Annotated in this window: 18 protein-coding genes; 10 read left to right on the top strand and 8 right to left on the bottom strand. The window is 42.3% G+C overall.

Features of this window, described 5'->3' with window-relative positions:
- Positions 1-119: 119 nt before the first annotated feature.
- From KS242_RS13455 to KS242_RS13430, 6 genes are all read left to right on the top strand, one after another.
- Positions 120-1,394: an ABC transporter substrate-binding protein gene (locus KS242_RS13455; RefSeq protein WP_217321800.1), complete on the top strand. Its 1,275-nt coding sequence runs from the start codon at positions 120-122 to the stop codon at positions 1,392-1,394.
- Between the two features lie 13 nt (positions 1,395-1,407).
- On the top strand, positions 1,408-2,736 hold the full coding sequence (locus tag KS242_RS13450) for a carbohydrate ABC transporter permease (protein ID WP_217321799.1): 1,329 nt from the start codon (positions 1,408-1,410) through the stop codon (positions 2,734-2,736).
- A gap of 19 nt (positions 2,737-2,755) precedes the next feature.
- Positions 2,756-3,577: a carbohydrate ABC transporter permease gene (locus KS242_RS13445; RefSeq protein ID WP_217321798.1), complete on the top strand. Its 822-nt coding sequence runs from the start codon at positions 2,756-2,758 to the stop codon at positions 3,575-3,577.
- Positions 3,578-3,602: 25 nt separating this feature from the next.
- Positions 3,603-4,664, top strand: coding sequence for a Gfo/Idh/MocA family protein (locus KS242_RS13440; RefSeq protein ID WP_217321797.1), 1,062 nt, complete (start codon positions 3,603-3,605; stop codon positions 4,662-4,664).
- Positions 4,661-5,629: a sugar phosphate isomerase/epimerase family protein gene (locus KS242_RS13435; protein ID WP_217321796.1), complete on the top strand. Its 969-nt coding sequence runs from the start codon at positions 4,661-4,663 to the stop codon at positions 5,627-5,629. The genes KS242_RS13440 and KS242_RS13435 overlap by 4 nt, the downstream gene beginning before the upstream one ends.
- Positions 5,630-5,750: 121 nt before the next feature.
- Positions 5,751-6,584: a lysozyme inhibitor LprI family protein gene (locus KS242_RS13430; protein ID WP_254391711.1), complete on the top strand. Its 834-nt coding sequence runs from the start codon at positions 5,751-5,753 to the stop codon at positions 6,582-6,584.
- Between the two features lie 246 nt (positions 6,585-6,830).
- Here the strand turns inward: KS242_RS13430 and KS242_RS13425 are convergent, their stop codons facing one another.
- From KS242_RS13425 to KS242_RS13395, 7 genes are all read right to left on the bottom strand, one after another.
- Entirely contained in the window at positions 6,831-7,331 is a 501-nt protein-coding gene (locus KS242_RS13425) for a hypothetical protein (RefSeq protein WP_217321795.1), read from the bottom strand.
- A 64-nt stretch (positions 7,332-7,395) separates the two neighbouring features.
- The gene (locus KS242_RS13420) at positions 7,396-7,788 is read right to left on the bottom strand and encodes a DUF4176 domain-containing protein (RefSeq protein WP_254391710.1); all 393 of its coding nucleotides are present in this window, start codon (positions 7,786-7,788) and stop codon (positions 7,396-7,398) included.
- A complete protein-coding gene (locus KS242_RS13415; RefSeq protein WP_217321794.1) occupies positions 7,778-8,083 on the bottom strand; it encodes a DUF4176 domain-containing protein in 306 nt (101 codons plus the stop codon). The genes KS242_RS13420 and KS242_RS13415 overlap by 11 nt, the downstream gene beginning before the upstream one ends.
- A complete protein-coding gene (locus KS242_RS13410; RefSeq protein WP_217321793.1) occupies positions 8,076-8,312 on the bottom strand; it encodes a hypothetical protein in 237 nt (78 codons plus the stop codon). Before KS242_RS13410 ends, KS242_RS13415 begins: the two co-directional genes overlap by 8 nt.
- 21 nt (positions 8,313-8,333) lie before the next feature.
- Positions 8,334-9,758, bottom strand: a complete 1,425-nt coding sequence (locus tag KS242_RS13405; protein ID WP_217321792.1) for an LXG domain-containing protein — start codon at positions 9,756-9,758, stop codon at positions 8,334-8,336.
- Positions 9,755-10,039, bottom strand: coding sequence for a DUF5344 family protein (locus tag KS242_RS13400; RefSeq protein WP_217321791.1), 285 nt, complete (start codon positions 10,037-10,039; stop codon positions 9,755-9,757). The genes KS242_RS13405 and KS242_RS13400 overlap by 4 nt, the downstream gene beginning before the upstream one ends.
- Before the next feature lie 13 nt (positions 10,040-10,052).
- Positions 10,053-10,400 carry a YwqH-like family protein gene (locus KS242_RS13395; RefSeq protein WP_217321790.1) on the bottom strand — a complete coding sequence of 116 codons (348 nt, stop codon included), beginning with the start codon at positions 10,398-10,400 and terminating at the stop codon, positions 10,053-10,055.
- A gap of 304 nt (positions 10,401-10,704) precedes the next feature.
- On the opposite strand from KS242_RS13395, the gene KS242_RS13390 reads away from it, so the two are divergent.
- From KS242_RS13390 to KS242_RS13375, 4 genes are read left to right on the top strand one after another with little or no spacing between them, the layout of a single operon-like run.
- On the top strand, positions 10,705-11,565 hold the full coding sequence (locus KS242_RS13390) for a MurR/RpiR family transcriptional regulator (RefSeq protein ID WP_217321789.1): 861 nt from the start codon (positions 10,705-10,707) through the stop codon (positions 11,563-11,565).
- A gap of 9 nt (positions 11,566-11,574) precedes the next feature.
- Complete coding sequence (murQ, locus tag KS242_RS13385; protein WP_217321788.1) at positions 11,575-12,465, top strand: N-acetylmuramic acid 6-phosphate etherase; 891 nt, start codon at positions 11,575-11,577, stop codon at positions 12,463-12,465.
- A gap of 15 nt (positions 12,466-12,480) precedes the next feature.
- Entirely contained in the window at positions 12,481-13,857 is a 1,377-nt protein-coding gene (locus KS242_RS13380; RefSeq protein WP_217321787.1) for a PTS transporter subunit EIIC, read from the top strand.
- Between the two features lie 45 nt (positions 13,858-13,902).
- Entirely contained in the window at positions 13,903-14,955 is a 1,053-nt protein-coding gene (locus tag KS242_RS13375) for a DUF871 domain-containing protein (RefSeq protein WP_217321786.1), read from the top strand.
- Here the strand turns inward: KS242_RS13375 and KS242_RS13370 are convergent.
- A complete protein-coding gene (locus tag KS242_RS13370; RefSeq protein WP_217321785.1) occupies positions 14,867-16,636 on the bottom strand; it encodes an IS1182 family transposase in 1,770 nt (589 codons plus the stop codon). The two genes, KS242_RS13375 and KS242_RS13370, sit on opposite strands and share 89 nt — an antisense overlap.
- Between the last annotated feature and the right edge of the window lie 28 nt (positions 16,637-16,664).

Raw genomic sequence — 16,664 nt, 5'->3', positions numbered from 1 at the left:
TTTTGCATTGTAAGTGATTTGAAATAAAAGGAAATGTATAAGGAACATGCTTAATGTCTCCAGGTTAAGGGTACTGGGGTATTATGAAAGCGTTTACTAAATTGCGAGGAGGAACTGTGATGAAGCGAAGCTTTCTAATGGTTGCCTTACTGGCCGGTCTGGGGCTGGCAGGCTGCTCTGCTTTTACGAGCGGAGATGGCGCGAGTGATGACAAAGTACAAATTACATATGCAAGGGGGACAGATACAACTGGCGCCACAGACGTATTAGTGAAAGCGTTTGAGAAGGAGCATCCAGACATTGATGTTATTGTTCGAGAAATGCCATCCGATTCGGGGCAATCACATAATCAGTATGTGACAATGTTCAGCGGCAGAAGCCCGGAAGTAGATGTGTTTGATGCCGATATTGTCTGGTCGGCAGAATTTGGTCAGGCAAATTACGTGCTGCCGCTTGATCGTCTCATTGAAAGAGATCAAATTAATATGGATGCGTACTTCCCAGCTACAGTAGAAGCGGGCCGTTATAATGGCAGACAATATGCGATGCCAGGTTATGCGGATGCAGGGCTGCTTTATTACCGAACAGACATAACCGATCAAGTACCCGAAACATGGGATGAGCTCGAGCAGCTGGCACAGGAAAATATGGGGAAAGAAGGAGCGGAATTCGGGTATTTGATGCAGGCAGCACAGTATGAAGGGATTGTAACAAATGCCATTGAGTATATCTATTCTTATGGCGGGCAGGTGCTTGATGCGAATGGGAATGTGGTAATCAATAGCCCAGAAGCGATTGAAGGACTTAATAAGATGATTGCCATAGCCAATAGCGACTTTGTTCCGAATAATGTACTTAACTTCAAAGAAATTGACACAGAGTCTTCTTTTAACGAAGGAAATGCCGTTTATGCGAGGAACTGGCCTTACATGAATGATACAGCAAATGACGAAAAAGTATCAAAAGTAGCGGGCAATGTTGGTATTGCGACCATTCCGGCTGGCAGTGACGGAAATGCATCTGCTTTAGGAGGCTGGATGCGAATGATTAACCGCTACTCAGATGAAGTCGAAGCGTCTTGGACGTTTGTGAAATGGATGAGCGGAGAACAAGGCCAAAAAATCAGCGCGCTTGAAGGCGGCAAGGCTCCGACGCTTGAAGCTTTATACGATGATAAAGAGATTACCGATGTTAGTGCAGTACTTGCTAGTGAGGACTTTTACAATTCCTTGCAAAACGCGATACCCCGACCAATTACACCAATCTACCCAGAAATATCTGATATCATGCAAATTGAAATTTCCCGTGCTCTAACTGGTGAAATTACGGCAGAAGAAGCGGTTGAACGAATGGAGACAAAAATGCAAGCTGCGTTGGAATCCGTAAACCAATAAAGGAGCTGAGCGTATGAAGCAACCGAAAAAGAGACGGTTCCAGCTGAATGAACGGCAGCTTGGTTATGCGATGGTCGCGCCGTCCATTATTCTTATTGCAGTTATCATCATTTGGCCTATCCTGTTATCCGCGTGGAACAGCTTATTCGATTACCGCCTCAATGACCCTTCCAAAGCGGAAAGAATTACCTCTTTAAGTATTAATCTCGAAACATATGCTGATAACCGCTATCTTGTTTATGACACGATGGAAGATGTCAGAGATACAATGCCCGGCGCAGCAAATACATTAAACAACGTCACTTCCGCATTAGATGAACAGCACGAAACTTTGTTAAAAACAGATGAAGGACTTGCCGATCGTTATGAAGAAGTCAACACTATGCTGGAGAATTATCAGCCTGTAAATGATGATGATCTCCGGCTGACAGATATTCCGGAAGCATGGGCAGATGGCTTTACTGCTACACTGGATGAGCAAACCGCAGCTGTTCAAGCATTGCGGGAAGATGCGCCCGAGGGTGCCGTTCAGTCACTGACAGATTTAGAGTCTCAGCTGTCAAATACGAAAAATGCCGTCTTGGAACCAAACTTTGTCGGTGTCCAAAATTATACCGATTATCTTGCTAATGGCAGAACATGGACAGCAATGCTGAACACGCTGTTGTTCACCGTCGTGACAGTTGGCGTGGAGCTTGCCGTCGGTATGCTAGTCGCCTTGCTGATTAACCGTGTGTTTATCGGACGCGGACTTGTTCGGGCTGCTGTATTAGTGCCTTGGGCAATACCGACAGCAGTTGCTGCAATGATGTGGACATTCCTGTTTGACGGACAATCTGGCATCATGGCCTACTATATGGCCCAGCTTGGTATTATTGATGATCCAGGCGTCTTGCTTTCTACTGGAGCGGGCGGTATGTTTTCGGTCATGTTTGCTGATATCTGGAAAACAACGCCATATATGGCACTTTTGCTGCTGGCTGGCTTGCAGACTATCCCGCGTTCGATGTATGAAGCAGCGGCAGTTGATGGAGCTAATAAGTTCCAGCAATTTTTCTCCATTACGTTACCAATGATTCGTTCAGCAATTTTGGTAGCTGTCTTATTCCGCGCATTAGACGCTTTCCGTGTGTTTGATCTGATTTACGTTCTTACTGGGGGCGGACCAGCGAACTCAACGGAATCTATCAGTGTCTACGCGTATAAGCTTTTGTTCGAACAGCAGAATTTCGGTGCCGGCTCTGCATTGAGTGTGATTGTATTCTTGAGTGTTGCCTTGCTCAGTACGATCTTTATCAAGCTAATCGGTTCTGATTTGTTCAGCGGAAGGTTAAAACAATAAGACAAAGGAGGAAAATAAAATGACAAAACGTGCCGGTATCGGCTTCTACATTTTCTTGATTATTTTCGTGTTCTTAGTCATGTTTCCGTTCATATGGGTGTTTCTCACATCAATCAAACCACAAGGAGAAATCTTTTCTTCCTTCCAATGGTTTTCAAGTAACATGACTTTTGAAAACTATGTATCGGCTTTGGAAACACGGCCGCTGCTGCTGTACATGCTGAATAGCTTTGTTGTCGCATCACTCACCACCATTATCTCTATTATTGTTGCATCTTTTACAGCTTACGCGGTTACCCGGCTGCCAATTAAGTTTAAAGGATTAATCCTCGGACTCGTCTTGGCAGCATCCATGTTTCCGCAAATTGCCGTTCTATCACCAATCTTTAATTTCGTTACGGATGCAGGGTTGCGCAACAGCTATCTCGGCTTAGTCATTCCGTATATTACAATCAGTCTGCCGCTGGCAATTTGGATATTGTCGACATTCTTTATTAAAATTCCGCTTTCGCTGGAAGAATCGGCAAAGCTAGACGGAGCAACTCCTTTCCAGACTTTCCGGAAAATTATCTTTCCGCTGGCTGCACCAGGCGTATTTACAACCGCTATTCTTGTATTTATCGCAGCTTGGAATGAATATCTATTTGCGCTGACGATTAATACCGAAGATAGCTGGCGTACGATTCCGGTCGGCATTTCTTTCTATCAAAGTCAATTTAGTGTTCCTTGGGGAGATATTACTGCCGCTACCGTTATAGTGACCATCCCGATCGTCGTTCTCGTTCTCTTGTTCCAGCGTCGAATTGTTGCTGGACTGACAAGCGGCTCTGTTAAAGAATAATAACCTTGGAGGTATTGTTTAACTTATGAAAACATTACGCGTAGGAGTTGTCGGACTAGGAAGTATCGCACGCAACCGCCACTTGCCAGAATTGGACCAAAATCCGCATACCGAAATCACTGCCGTCTGTGACGTCGTGCCAAGCCGTTCAGAAGAAATTGCTAAAGATTATCAAGCAACAGCTTATACCGAATACGAAGAATTGATTGAAGATCCCCGTCTTGATGCTGTAATCGTTTGTGCAGCCAACCATCTGCATGCGCCTATCAGCATTGCCGCTTTGCAGGCAGGAAAGCATGTGCTATGTGAGAAACCAATGGCTACGACACTTGCGGAAGCGGATGACATGATTGCAGCGCAAAAGGAAAGCGGGAAGCTGCTGCTGATTGGACATAACCAAAGCTTTGTTCCTTCCCATAAAAAAGCGCGTGAGCTGATTAAAGCCGGCGAACTTGGCAAGATTTACAGCTTCCGAACAACATTTGGTCATGGAGGTCCTGAGCAATGGAGTATTGATGGAAAAAACAGTTGGTTCTTTGAGAAAGATAAAGCATACATTGGCGCGCTAGGTGATTTGGGCGTGCATAAATCCCACTTAATTGAGTTCCTGCTGGATGAACCCATTCAAGAGGTAGCGGCTTTTGTCGACACGTTGGCAAAACCTTATGCCAATGTAGATGATAATGCAGTAGCCGTGCTGCGCACCAAATCGGGTATTATCGGAACGCTCACTGCAAGCTGGTCGTATGTAGCAGAGGAAGACAATTCTACGATTATTTATGGCGAAAAAGGTGTAATCCGATTGGAAGACAGCCCGGATTATTCCATGGTAGTCGAGTATCAAAATGGCGATAGAAGCTACCATTCGCTTGGTGCAATTCAAACGAATGACGCAGACGCCCAAACAAATTCAGGCGTGGTAGACGCGTTTGCCGGCTGTGTGCTGGAGAACAATTCGAATTGTCCGATTACCGCAGAAAAAGGACGCTCTGCACTAGCGGTCATTCTTGCTGCATTAGATTCTAACAGTACGAAAAAGATTATCTCTCTGACGGGCGAAGCGGTAGAAAAGGAGGAACAAGCATGAAGCTAGGCGTCTTTACCGTTCTGTTTCAAGAGTTGTCCTTAGAAGATATGCTCAAGCGCGTCACACAAGCTGGATTAGATACCGTGGAAATCGGAACTGGCGGGTATCCCGGTAATGCGCATTGCCCGATTGATGAGCTGCTGGAAAGTGAGGAAGCGCTCAAGCAATACCAAGATACATTTGAGAAGTACGGTGTAACCATTGGTGCTTTCAGCTGTCATGGGAATCCAATTTCACCGGACAAAGCATTTGCAGAGGAATCAGATTGGCTGTTGCGTAAAACGATCAAGCTTGCCGCCAAAATGGCCGTTCCTGTTGTCAACTGCTTCTCCGGTGTAGCGGGTTCAGAGGAAAATGCCACAAAGCCCAACTGGCCAGTCACAGCGTGGCCGACTGAATACGGTGATATCTTAAACTGGCAGTGGGAACAAAAGCTTGTCCCTTATTGGAAAGAACTCGGAACCTTTGCTGAAGAGCATCAAGTAAAGATTGCCTTAGAATTGCATGGCGGTTTTCTTGTGCATACGCCATACACGATGCTCAAGCTGCGCGAACGCACAAGTGAAGCGATCGGAGCCAATTTTGACCCAAGTCATATGTGGTGGCAAGGCATTGACCCAACCGCCGCCATTAAAATTCTCGGCAAAGCTGGCGCCATTCATCACTTTCATGCTAAAGACACATTCATTGATCCCGACAATGTCAACATGTACGGTCTAACCGACATGCAGCCATACAGCAGCATTAAAACACGCGCATGGAACTTCCGCACCGTCGGACTCGGCCACAGCATAGAAGAATGGAATAACATGATCAGCGCACTCCGCACCTACGACTATGACTATGTCGTAAGCATCGAGCATGAAGATTCCCTCATGTCCATCGAAGAAGGCTTTCAGCGAGCAGTGGATAATTTGAAAAACGTTGTGATTACAGAACCTGCTACGACGATGTGGTGGAGTTGATAAAAGAGCACTTGCCTCGGCAAGTGCTCTTTTTGTGGTTACAAATTTAAGTTAAGCTAACGGGCTCCTTTGTGAAAAATCATAGTGATTATGGTAATATTTTCAAAGGAGGGGAATGAAGATGAAAAATAGAAAAGTGATTTTTGTATCAATGTCTGTTGTAGCTATGCTTATATTAACTGCTTGTGGTTCGGCAGATGAACAGACCGCATCAAATAGTGGGGAAGCTGAAACAAACAATGTTTCTGTACAAGACAAATCAACTAATTTAACAGATACCAGTTCAGTAAATGATGAAGCGAGTACAAACGAGTCTGAAAAGAAAAGTTCCACATCTGCTGAAGATAACGCTCAAATCTCTAGCGGAGATGAAGCTGTAGAATTTCTGAAGGAAGAAATGGAAGAGGGAAAAGACGAAGATATATCTTTTGGTACAGATGGAAAGTTATTGACCGATCAGAAAGGTTCTTATTATGTCATACAACTAGTTGATGTATCTCTGCGAGTTTCTGGGAAAACTGGTAACCTAGGATATTATAAAGTTTATCAAAACGGGACTTATGAAGATTTGCAGGCTGCCGCAGCTACAGAAAATAATGAAGCTTCAAAGAAAGACGAATACCTCAAAGAACTGAAAGCAATGGAAGAAGCAGATAAGAATGCAGAGACTAAATCAACAACACAAGCAATGATTGATCAAGCAAATGAAAAATATAAAAAATGGGATAACAAACTGAATGAGATATATAGTGTACTTCATGAACAATTGTCCGCAACCGAAATGAATGAGTTAAAAGAAAATCAACGAACTTGGATCAAAGAACGCGACGCAGAAGCAAAAGAGGCTTCACTAAAATATGAAGGTGGTACGATGGAGACGTTAGAATTAGTGGCGACGAAAGCAACTATAACTAAAGAAAGATGCTATGAGCTAGTTGAAAGCTATATGAAATGACCGTTCATTAAAATTCTAATCATTTGTGAGGAGAATTAAACATATGCATGCTTGTTTGGAGGAGATTTTTTTGAAGTTAACAGCCAAACATAGTTATAGTCTTATATTGATTTTACTGGTTATATCAGCGGTTACAGGTCTAGTGTCAGAAAATACGGTACTAAAAGACATAGTACCTGTATCCGCTTTTGTACTAATAGTGATCATTGAATTAGTCAGACGGAAAGTAGATAAAGTACAAAAGAATTAATATTTAGGCACCATAGATCGATACCAAAGAGCCAAAACACAAGTACCAAAGTGCAGGAAAGCAGCAATTGATAATGGCATTAATTCTGTGTCTAGAGAACCATTCGGAATAACCCAGAAAATAAACAAGGGGAATACGACGATGCCAAAGACACTAAATACGATGGTATGAATAAGAAGGATAATCCGCAGAGCCTTCTTAACAAAGGATTTCAGCTGTATGACAGATTTGTTATCTTTAATGTGAATATCTATGTCTGGTGTTGTCGCTGGTCGTTTGAAAAATCTTGCTCTAATCCACCAAGCAATGAGGCATGAACTGTATAGAGGTACTAATAATAATGAAACAAATGCAATCATTTTTAGAAAACCAACATTGGGCGGTTCGTACATTAGTATCGTAGCAACTGGTATCGTTCCGCCTATACTAGCAAATATAATATAAAGAAAAAGACCAAAACGTATTACCGTATGGAATCCTAAGTTTTCCGGAAACATATGAGCACCTTCTTTTATTGACAATACAATTATTGCAGATTTTTGTTCCTATAAAGTAACAGAATTAGTCTTTTAACCGGCTATCAGCTTCTTCTCGAAGTTCTTTATCCTCTGGAGTGGAGTAGCCAACATGCAGAACTTCTTCAATATCCTCCCGATTAAAAAAGATGCTGTAATCTGGTCTGATATGACCTTCTGGATATGGAACAGAGATATAATCGTAGAGTTCTTCGGTGCCAACCTCCTGTTGTTCGTAACCATGAATCATAACAGGCTTCTCCGCTTTTTTTAATTTCACAACGGATCCTATAGGTATAAGTTTATCTGTATTGATATTTTCTGTCGTTTCTGTTGGTTCCGTTGTATTATCTGATCCAGAGCTCACTTCAAAGCTGCAGCCTGTAAGAAGCAGGGTAGAAATTAAAATAAGGTGGATTGTAGTCATTCTAAATTTCATCAGTTTTCTCTTTCTTTTTGCTATTTTCTAGATCCTTTTCTACTTGTTCTCTAAGTATTAGTTCTATTGGCGAATCGTATCCTCTATACAATATATTATCTATTGATTCCCTATTGAAAAAGACATTAAAATCGTCAGTTAGGTTTCCTTCTGGATAAGGGACTGCTATGTAATCGAATATTCTTTTTGAACTAGTTTGGATTTGATGTCTTCCATAAATCATGACGGGCTTTTCAACCTTTTTAAGTTTAACTACACTTCCAATTGGGATTAATGTGGTATTAGAATTACTCATTTTTTTTCTCCTTGAAAATTTTTGTTCTTATAAATAATGCCACAGCACAGGTACCATATATAAATAACCCCAACACTATAAAAGGTTCAATAAAATACTGTAACTCTTCTTTTGGAATTAGTATAAGAGCAGCTATGATACTCACAGATCCGGCTAATCCAATAAGGATACTATATAATAGTAAAGAAATACGTAAAATTTTCTTTATATCTTGTTTATTTTGTAACATAGAACATTATGCTCCTTTTTATTAGTCTTCTTCTGGCATAAAGCCGATTTTTGCTCCATAGCCGAGACCATAGGATGCATAGGCACCGGTTTCTTGTCCTACTGAAGCACCGACACCCACAGAGCCAAGTAAAACATCAAAGCCTACGTATGGATCTTTCTTAAGGCCAAACCATTCTTCCAATGGTTCAAATCCAAAGAAATTAAATGGTTCTAATTTAATTTCTATCTTAGCTATTGATGCATTTAAACCTGCACTTACTGTATAATCTTCATAATTAGCTTTACCTTCTGCCTGTCCGAAGTTCACAGTGCCAGATAGGGGTGAGTTCTCATGAGTAGCTTCAATTTTGCCAATCCCAGCTTCGACTTTTGCTCCTATGTGTTGTCCATACAAAATATTGCTCGTTAACGTGTCTAATCCATATGGCAGATAAGACTTAGTTTCACCATAGATAGCCCTTGCTCTAAGAGAATCTATACCTTCTTCTTTGTATTTTGTATCAACCACTGATCCAGATGTGTCCAATCTAATATATTTCTCATCTAAATCCATGCTTGCTAATAAACTGACATTACCAACTCCGTCCTCCCAGCCGTCTTCTGTACTGAATTCACGTTCATATTTTTTGTTGGGTTGAGTAGAGATTTTGTATGCTGATACAGCGTTTCCTTTTTTTCCAATAGATAAAGAACTATTAGTCATATCAAGTTCCATAATTTCTTTAACCAGATCATGAGGAGTAGGATTGGAGAACTTATCAGTATTTGATCTGGTTTCCAATGAATGCTTTGCTGCCTGGTACGGTATTGATAGATTCAATTGAGTTGGTGAATAATTTTCAACACTCAAATTGCCGTCCTTAATCATACTTTCCATTTCGGTTACATACTGCTTCATCAATTGGATATCGTCACCGAAAGTTTCTAATCCTTTATTATTTTTTGTATCGAATTCAATTAAATCCTCTATTGTTTCGTTTGTTACCTTTTGCGCATCATTTATTTTATGAGTAAATGCATCAGCATTTAAATTACTAAGATGGATAATATCATTAATTGAACTAAATATATTATTAGCTTCCTCTACTTTATCGATAGTCATTTTTTTGGATCTATCCAAGCTATCGGTCAATTCTCCTTCTAAGAAATCTTGCCTTATTCTCCCAGTTTTATCAACTTCTAAATCTAACGAGGTATCTCGCAAATTCTTAAGCAGAGATTTATAACCTTTTATCGACTCACAATAAAATGAAATAAAAGTTTGATGAATATCTTGATAGTAACTTCTTATTGAAGTACCAGTTGCGCCAGTGAAAGAATCTTGACTGTGAGATAAATCTACTATAGCATTTTTAAGTTGATCCATTTGGTCTAATTTTGTATCTAACTTGGTTAGCAATTGATTGATATCAGCATGAAGGGACTGATTATGTAATTGTTTCATTTCTTTTCTCCCTTAAATGAATTAGATAGAGAGTTGTCCATCTCGCGAAAAGTTTCAATTGTTTGGAGAACACTTTCGTTATTTTTAATAAGTAGCTGCTTATAAGCTTCTGTCACTTTGGCCAATGCATTATTAAATTCATTTATCTTTCTTACAGTGTTTAGTTCATTTTTATCAGCAAATGAACGTAGGAGGTCAGCTTCAATATTAGCGATGTTTTTTTCAACCTTATTAACTAACTTACTTGCCTCCTCGTATGCTATTTTTATTTCTCCATTCATAATGTTTTCTCCCTCACTTCTCGTCCTTTATACGTTGCTTTTCCCGCTCTATTCGTATTTCAGTTGATTGTACGCTGTTATGTAGTGCGCCCATTCTACTGCTGATTAATTGCACGGCATCATCCATTTTGTTATGTGAGATGTCTTTATAAGAGCGGAGAGCTGCATCACGTTTTTGTTCAAACTTATCTGCCGTAGTTCCTTTCCATGCGTTAGGAGGTAATTCAGGTTCTGTAATATCTCTGCTATGTTGAACCATGTCCATTTGAAGAGTTTCTAAAGTGGATTTAGCTTGACGGAGTCGAGAAAGCTGTTCTAATTTTTCAGTACGTCCTGTCATTAAAGATGCCAAATAAGACAAAGCAAACACCTACTGTCGGTAAATTATAGTATTACTATAGTTATGATACCAGATGGTAAATGCTGTTATGAACAGGAAGAAATAACCCATTTTTATAGTTTAGAAGTCACTTGCTAAAACTATTTACCTAGTTCAACGCTCTCGTTTACATATGATAAAGCTATTTTTTTATCCACATCAACTGAATCTCAATCATCAATCAAAAACTCACTAAACAATCTTTTCAAACACCTTCATGAAATTTTGTTTTAGTAATATACTCTAATTATGAATCTAAATTTTAAAAAAGAGGAAGGTGAACTATATGAAGGGCGGTTTAACACTGCTTCGAGAGAATTTGCAAAGAATTAAGCCTTCTGAAAAGCATGCAGCCAATTACATACTTGCACATCCTGCTGAAGTGGTCCAGCTTACGGTGAAGGAGCTGGCAGATAGGAGTGGATCAAGTGAAGCGGCTGTTATCCGTCTGTGTAAATCGATTGGTGTAACAGGATACAAAAATTTGAAGTTGAAGATTGTTGGTGATTTACAAAATGTAAGCGCTGACAAAGGGGTGTTCCATGAAATCAAGCCGAATGATACGGTTGCGCATTTAATGGAGGCAATTGCGGAGAAGCATACGCAGTCGATCAGAAAGACGCTGCTGGTTAATGATGAAGCGGCGATGGAAGCGGTGGTATCGGCAATCGCACATGCGCGTAAAATTGATTTTTATGGTGTGGGTGCTTCTTATTTAGTTGCAGAAGATGGAGAACAGAAATTTGGCCGGATTGGCAAATGGTGTACGGCGTATAGTGATGCGCATCAGCAACTGGCATCTGCTGCCAATTTAACAGCAGATGATGTTGCTTTTGCGATAAGTTATTCTGGGGAGACAGAACAGCTGCTTCCGGTTTTGCAGCAGGCAAAGCAATCAGGTGCCACAACGATTGCAATGACGAAAGTAGGGCAGAATCGGCTGCAGGAGCTAGCAGATATCAAGCTTTTTACTGTTGCCAGGGAAGCGCAGATCCGCAGTGCAGCTACAAGTTCCCGCATTGTGCAAATGTACGTCATGGACATTATGTACACGGCTGTAGCCGGAAGAAATTATAACCATACTATCGAAGCACTCGAAAAATCACGTCAGGCAATACAGCAAACATTCCAAACAGAACAAAAGTGAGGGAAGCATATGCTAGATAAATTGACGACAGAAAAACGGAATCCAAGCAGTATGCAGCTGGATCAGCTTTCTGTAAAAGAAGTATTGCAGCTTATGAACAAAGAAGATCAAACGGTACCGCTAGCGGTAGAAGCGGCTTTGCCAGAAATCACAGCAGCAGTGGAACAAGTGATTAGCACTTTCCAGGCAGGCGGCAGACTGATTTACACTGGTGCGGGAACAAGCGGCCGACTTGGTATCTTAGACGCAGTTGAATGTCCGCCAACGTTCAGCACAGCAGAAGACATGGTGCAAGGCTTGCTGGCAGGCGGAATGTCGGCTTTTCGGAAGGCAAAAGAAGGAGCTGAAGATAATCCTAGTCTTGGAGCAAAAGAGCTAGAGGAAATAGGATTATGTGCAAAAGATACGGTCATTGGCATTGCAGCTAGCGGCAGGACGCCTTATGTAATCGGTGCACTCGATTACGCAGCAGCTGTGGGCGCTTCTACAGTCAGCATTGCTTGTAATCTAGATGCGGCCGTTTCCAAGCACGCTCGTATTGCAATTGAAGTGGAAACGGGCGCCGAGGTGCTGGCTGGCTCCACACGATTAAAAGCTGGGACAGCACAAAAGCTGGTGCTGAATATGATTTCGACCGCCAGTATGGTCGGCATCGGAAAAGTGTATGAAAATTTAATGGTCGATGTAAAACCGACCAACGCTAAGCTGCAGGAGCGTTCCAAGCGAATCATTATGGACGCGACGGGTTCTGCTTACAGCCTTGCGGAAGATGCATTCCATAAAGCGGATGGTCATGTGAAAACAGCTATTGTTATGCTGCTGCTTGATTTGTCAAAGGAAGATGCTGCACAAAAGCTAGCAGAAGCAGGAGGGTTTGTTCGGTCAGCGATAAAAGCGTAAAGAGGGGGAATCAGGATGGCGAAGATGAATCAATTGGCGGAGCAGATTCTGCGCGAGGTTGGCGGTTCGGATAATGTGGTTGCTTTAACGCACTGTATGACACGTGTTCGCATGCGGGTGAAGGATGACGCATTAGTTAACTTTGATGCATTGAAACAAATTGATGGCGTCATGGGTGTTGTCGTAGATGATACGCTGCAAATCGTTGTCGGTCCCGGAACTGTGAATAAAGTGACAGATGAGATCAGCCGTATGACCGGACTTGGTGTTGGAGAAGAAGCTGCTGATATGGACAATCTGACATTTGAAGAAAAGGCGCAAATCAAACGCGAAAAGATGAAGGAAAAGAATAAAACGCCGCTTAAGTTTTTACTGCGGCGTATCGGAAATATTTTCATTCCGCTTATTCCTGGGTTGATTGCTTCCGGTATCATCAATGGCGGGGTGAGCTTTGCGGTCAATGCAGGGGCTGATCCGACACTTGCTATTGTACAGATTCTTCAGCTCATCGGCGGCAGTTTATTCAGTTTCCTCGCTATTTTAGTCGGGTGGAACACAGCCAAAGAGTTTGGCGGCTCACCAGTGCTCGGAGCTATTGCCGGGATGATTCTCTTTAACCCGGCTCTCGCGACTATTACGTTATTCGGAGAGGCACTTGTACCAGGACGCGGCGGGTTATTTGGTGTCATTTTCGCTGCTTGGCTGATGAGTTTTATCGAGAAGCGTGTGCGCAAGTTTATGCCAAATAGTATTGATATTATTTTTACACCTATTTTGACTGTCCTGTTCGTCGGAGTCGCTTCTTTGCTTGTGATTATGCCGGTTGCCGGTGTATTGTCAGATGGCATTACTACTGGTATTAATGCTGTCTTGGATGTGGGCGGTGTTGTCGCTGGTGCATTGCTTGCTGGGTTCTTCCTGCCGCTCGTTATGGTCGGACTGCATCACGGTTTGACGCCGATTCACGTTGAGCTGATTCAGACATTCACGTTTACGGCTTTACTTCCGATATTGGCGATGGCTGGCGGCGGGCAGGTTGGTGCTTCGATTGCCATTTTTGTAAAAACACGCAACAAACGTCTACGAAACATTATTAAAGGCGCACTGCCTGCTGGCTTTCTTGGGATTGGAGAACCGCTGCTTTACGGCGTAACACTGCCACTCGGCCGGCCATTCGTAACCGCTTGCTTAGGAGCAGCTGTCGGCGGTGCCGTTCAGGCCTTGTTTGCTACAGGTGCAAAAGCCATTGGGGTATCGGGATTATCGTTAATCCCCCTTATTGCAGAAGGAAAATATCTGCAATATATTATCGGAATCGTTGCTGCGTACATTGCTGGGTTTCTTTTCACCTATTTCTTCGGTTTTAAAGAAGAGATGGCAAAGGATATTTGAGGTAAAAGGCGTCGGCTGGCGCCTTTTCTACATAGGAGGGCGAAGATGTTAGGGATAGCTGTCTACTTACATGATTCAGTAGAGATAGAAACAATCAAAAAGTATTATGCTGCAGGATTTCGAAGCATGTTCACTTCCTTGCACATACCGGAAGACGATGCGTCACAGTATCGAACGAAATTGCAGGCCATCGGATCAATTGCTTCGTCACTTGATATGGAGTTTATTGCTGATATCTCTGCAGCTAGCATGGAGAAACTCGGTTTGGATTGGCAATCTGCCGACAAAGTATTGGACTGGGGATTGACGGGCTTGCGAATTGATTATGGCTTGGAAGAAGATGTGATTGTCCGGTTATCGAAGCAGATGACAATTGCACTGAACGCAAGCACGCTGACGGAAGCACAATTAGTTCGTTTACTGGAAAATGGGTTATCTACAGCACATACAGAAGTGTGGCATAATTTTTATCCCCGACCAGAAACTGGATTGTCTCTTGGTGACTTTTTAGATAAAAATCGTATGTTTCAGTCGCACGGACTAAAGGTGCAAGCATTTATTCCGGGTGATTGCAACCGACGTGGTCCGCTGTATCAGGGTTTGCCAACATTAGAGCAGCATCGCACGTATGGTACGTTTGCTGCTTATACAGAATTGAAAGCATATGGGGTAGATAAGATTTTGATTGGTGATTCAGATGTTTCGGAGGAGGCGTTAGAACAGCTGACAGATTCCGAGCGAATTCTTACACTCCGCGCACATGCTTTTGGTGATAGAAACAGAGCGCATCAGCTGCTTGGTAAAGGGACACATAACCGCCCTGATAATGCGCGAGATGTTATTCGTTCGGAGGAATCTCGTATGAGTGGGATGTTCAGGGATATAAAGATAGAGCCCTCCAATTGTATAGAGCGAAGAAAGGGTGCTATTACAATCGACAATGATTTGTATCTGCGCTATAAAGGCGAGATTCAAATTGCTAGACGTGCGTTGCTACAGGACAATAAGGTCAATGTGATAGGTCAGGTAGTCGGTGAGGATTTACCGCTTTTGTACTATATAATGGGCGGCACACACTTTCGCGTTTTGTGGGTATGAAAAAAGAGAGCGGGACATAACTCCTCTCTGACACAAAAAAGATCTCGGTCACCAGGAAAATGGTGACCGAGATCTTTTTTGATCTGATATTTTTTGAATTCCTTACTATACTTGCTGATCTGGCGGTGAACTTCCTGATGTTCACCGCCATGAAGGCGAATCCTAATTCGTTTTCCACTTTCTCTTTACTTCGTACCGAGAAACGAGTGAAACACAAATGAGCCTTCAGAAATCCGAAGACTGGCTCGACATCTATTTTACGTTTTCCGTAAATTTTCCCTGTTTCTTTTTCGCTGAGTAATTGCTGGGTATATGCTTTTTGTTTTTCCCATCTTTCGTTGTAATAGATTTTCCGGTTGTTTCCTTCTTTCGCTTTCGTACATTCTGCACGTAAGGGACAAGCAGTACAATCGTCACATTCATACACGCGATAATGACGCTTAAATCCAAATTTGTCGCATCTTTCGGATAGGTACCGAAACGCTAATTTCCGGTTATTCGGGCAAGTGAAAAAGTCGCCTTCGGCATCGTAATCCCAGTGAGCTACTTGGTAAGGATCTTGTTTATATTTCTTTTGCTTTTCTTTTCGGTAGTGATTATAGGTGATGAGAGGGATGCGCTTCCGATTATTTACCACATCATCATAATTTTGCTCACTGCCATATCCGGCATCCGCGACAATATAGTCGGGCAGCTCAAAAAAGTCCCGTTCAATCTTATCAAGGAAAGGGATGAAAGTTCGCGTATCCGTAGGATTCGGGAACACATCATAGGCCAGGGCATATTGACCTTCAGTAGCCAGCTGCACATTGTACCCAGGTTTAAGTTGGCCATTTTTCATATAATCATCTTTCATGCGCATAAAAGTGGCACCATGGTCAGTTTTGGAGTAGCTATTTCTGTCTCCGAAGATTTCCATGTCGACCTGATATTTTGATTTCCGTTTAATGAAATCATTGACTTGCTTTCGGTACTGTTTTGGTGCTTTACGTTCGGAACGAAGCTGCTTGCGTTCGGCAGTATCATCACTTGCTTCTATGCGGCGATCGTATTCCTGCACCTTTTCGTCCAGTTTTTCTGCTACTTTTGTTAACTCTTCGCCCGATAGGGCTTCGGGGTTCTCCAGCTCGATTGCGGGGATAATTTCCTGCTCCAACAGTTCTTCATACATCTGAGCCGATCTTTCCACCAATTGCGTACTGTATTTCTCAGTGGACTTCCGCCATACAAAAGTAAACTTGTTGGCATTTGCTTCGATTTTGGTGCCATCAATAAAAATGGCTTCTTCTTCAATGACTTTTTCTTGAACCAGCTGGCTGCGAAATTGGACAAAGCACTGGCGTAAGAGTTCTTTTACGTGAGGGTTCACACGGAATCGGTTGATGGTGCGATAGCTGGGCTGATAATCTTGGGCAAGCCACATCATGCGTACGCTGTCTTGAAGTAATGACTCAATTTTACGGCCCGAGAAAACGGATTGCGTATAGGCACATAAAATAATCTTCATCATCATGCGAGGGTGATAAGCAGGGTGTCCGGTTTCCCGACGGAAACCGTCAAAAGCTTCGTCTGGAATACTTTCTACTAAATGGTTAACGGTAAAAGCAATATCATTTTCAGGTAATTTTCTTTCCAAATCTAGAGGTAAAACGACTTCACACATGGTATAATGTTTAAACATAAGGACCCTCCTCTTTTGTGTTTTGTGT

The organism is Terribacillus sp. DMT04, from assembly GCF_019056395.1.
Taxonomy (GTDB): domain Bacteria; phylum Bacillota; class Bacilli; order Bacillales; family Amphibacillaceae; genus Terribacillus; species Terribacillus aidingensis_A.
The sequence above is the reverse complement of the archived record's forward strand: the minus strand, read 5'-3'. Positions and strand labels throughout refer to the sequence as shown.

Excerpts from the sequence above, each read along its gene's own strand:
- KS242_RS13400 (WP_217321791.1), bottom strand. The coding sequence starts at position 10,039 with ATGAATGGAGAAATAAAAATAGCATACGAGGAGGCAAGTAAGTTAGTT.
- KS242_RS13455 (WP_217321800.1), top strand. The coding sequence starts at position 120 with ATGAAGCGAAGCTTTCTAATGGTTGCCTTACTGGCCGGTCTGGGGCTG.
- KS242_RS13445 (WP_217321798.1), top strand. The coding sequence starts at position 2,756 with ATGACAAAACGTGCCGGTATCGGCTTCTACATTTTCTTGATTATTTTC.
- KS242_RS13380 (WP_217321787.1), top strand. The coding sequence starts at position 12,481 with ATGGCGAAGATGAATCAATTGGCGGAGCAGATTCTGCGCGAGGTTGGC.
- KS242_RS13405 (WP_217321792.1), bottom strand. The coding sequence starts at position 9,758 with ATGAAACAATTACATAATCAGTCCCTTCATGCTGATATCAATCAATTG.
- KS242_RS13425 (WP_217321795.1), bottom strand. The coding sequence starts at position 7,331 with ATGTTTCCGGAAAACTTAGGATTCCATACGGTAATACGTTTTGGTCTT.
- KS242_RS13420 (WP_254391710.1), bottom strand. The coding sequence starts at position 7,788 with ATGAAATTTAGAATGACTACAATCCACCTTATTTTAATTTCTACCCTG.
- murQ (WP_217321788.1), top strand. The coding sequence starts at position 11,575 with ATGCTAGATAAATTGACGACAGAAAAACGGAATCCAAGCAGTATGCAG.
- KS242_RS13375 (WP_217321786.1), top strand. The coding sequence starts at position 13,903 with ATGTTAGGGATAGCTGTCTACTTACATGATTCAGTAGAGATAGAAACA.
- KS242_RS13410 (WP_217321793.1), bottom strand. The coding sequence starts at position 8,312 with ATGTTACAAAATAAACAAGATATAAAGAAAATTTTACGTATTTCTTTA.
- KS242_RS13370 (WP_217321785.1), bottom strand. The coding sequence starts at position 16,636 with ATGTTTAAACATTATACCATGTGTGAAGTCGTTTTACCTCTAGATTTG.
- KS242_RS13435 (WP_217321796.1), top strand. The coding sequence starts at position 4,661 with ATGAAGCTAGGCGTCTTTACCGTTCTGTTTCAAGAGTTGTCCTTAGAA.
- KS242_RS13430 (WP_254391711.1), top strand. The coding sequence starts at position 5,751 with ATGAAAAATAGAAAAGTGATTTTTGTATCAATGTCTGTTGTAGCTATG.
- KS242_RS13450 (WP_217321799.1), top strand. The coding sequence starts at position 1,408 with ATGAAGCAACCGAAAAAGAGACGGTTCCAGCTGAATGAACGGCAGCTT.
- KS242_RS13390 (WP_217321789.1), top strand. The coding sequence starts at position 10,705 with ATGAAGGGCGGTTTAACACTGCTTCGAGAGAATTTGCAAAGAATTAAG.
- KS242_RS13415 (WP_217321794.1), bottom strand. The coding sequence starts at position 8,083 with ATGAGTAATTCTAATACCACATTAATCCCAATTGGAAGTGTAGTTAAA.
- KS242_RS13440 (WP_217321797.1), top strand. The coding sequence starts at position 3,603 with ATGAAAACATTACGCGTAGGAGTTGTCGGACTAGGAAGTATCGCACGC.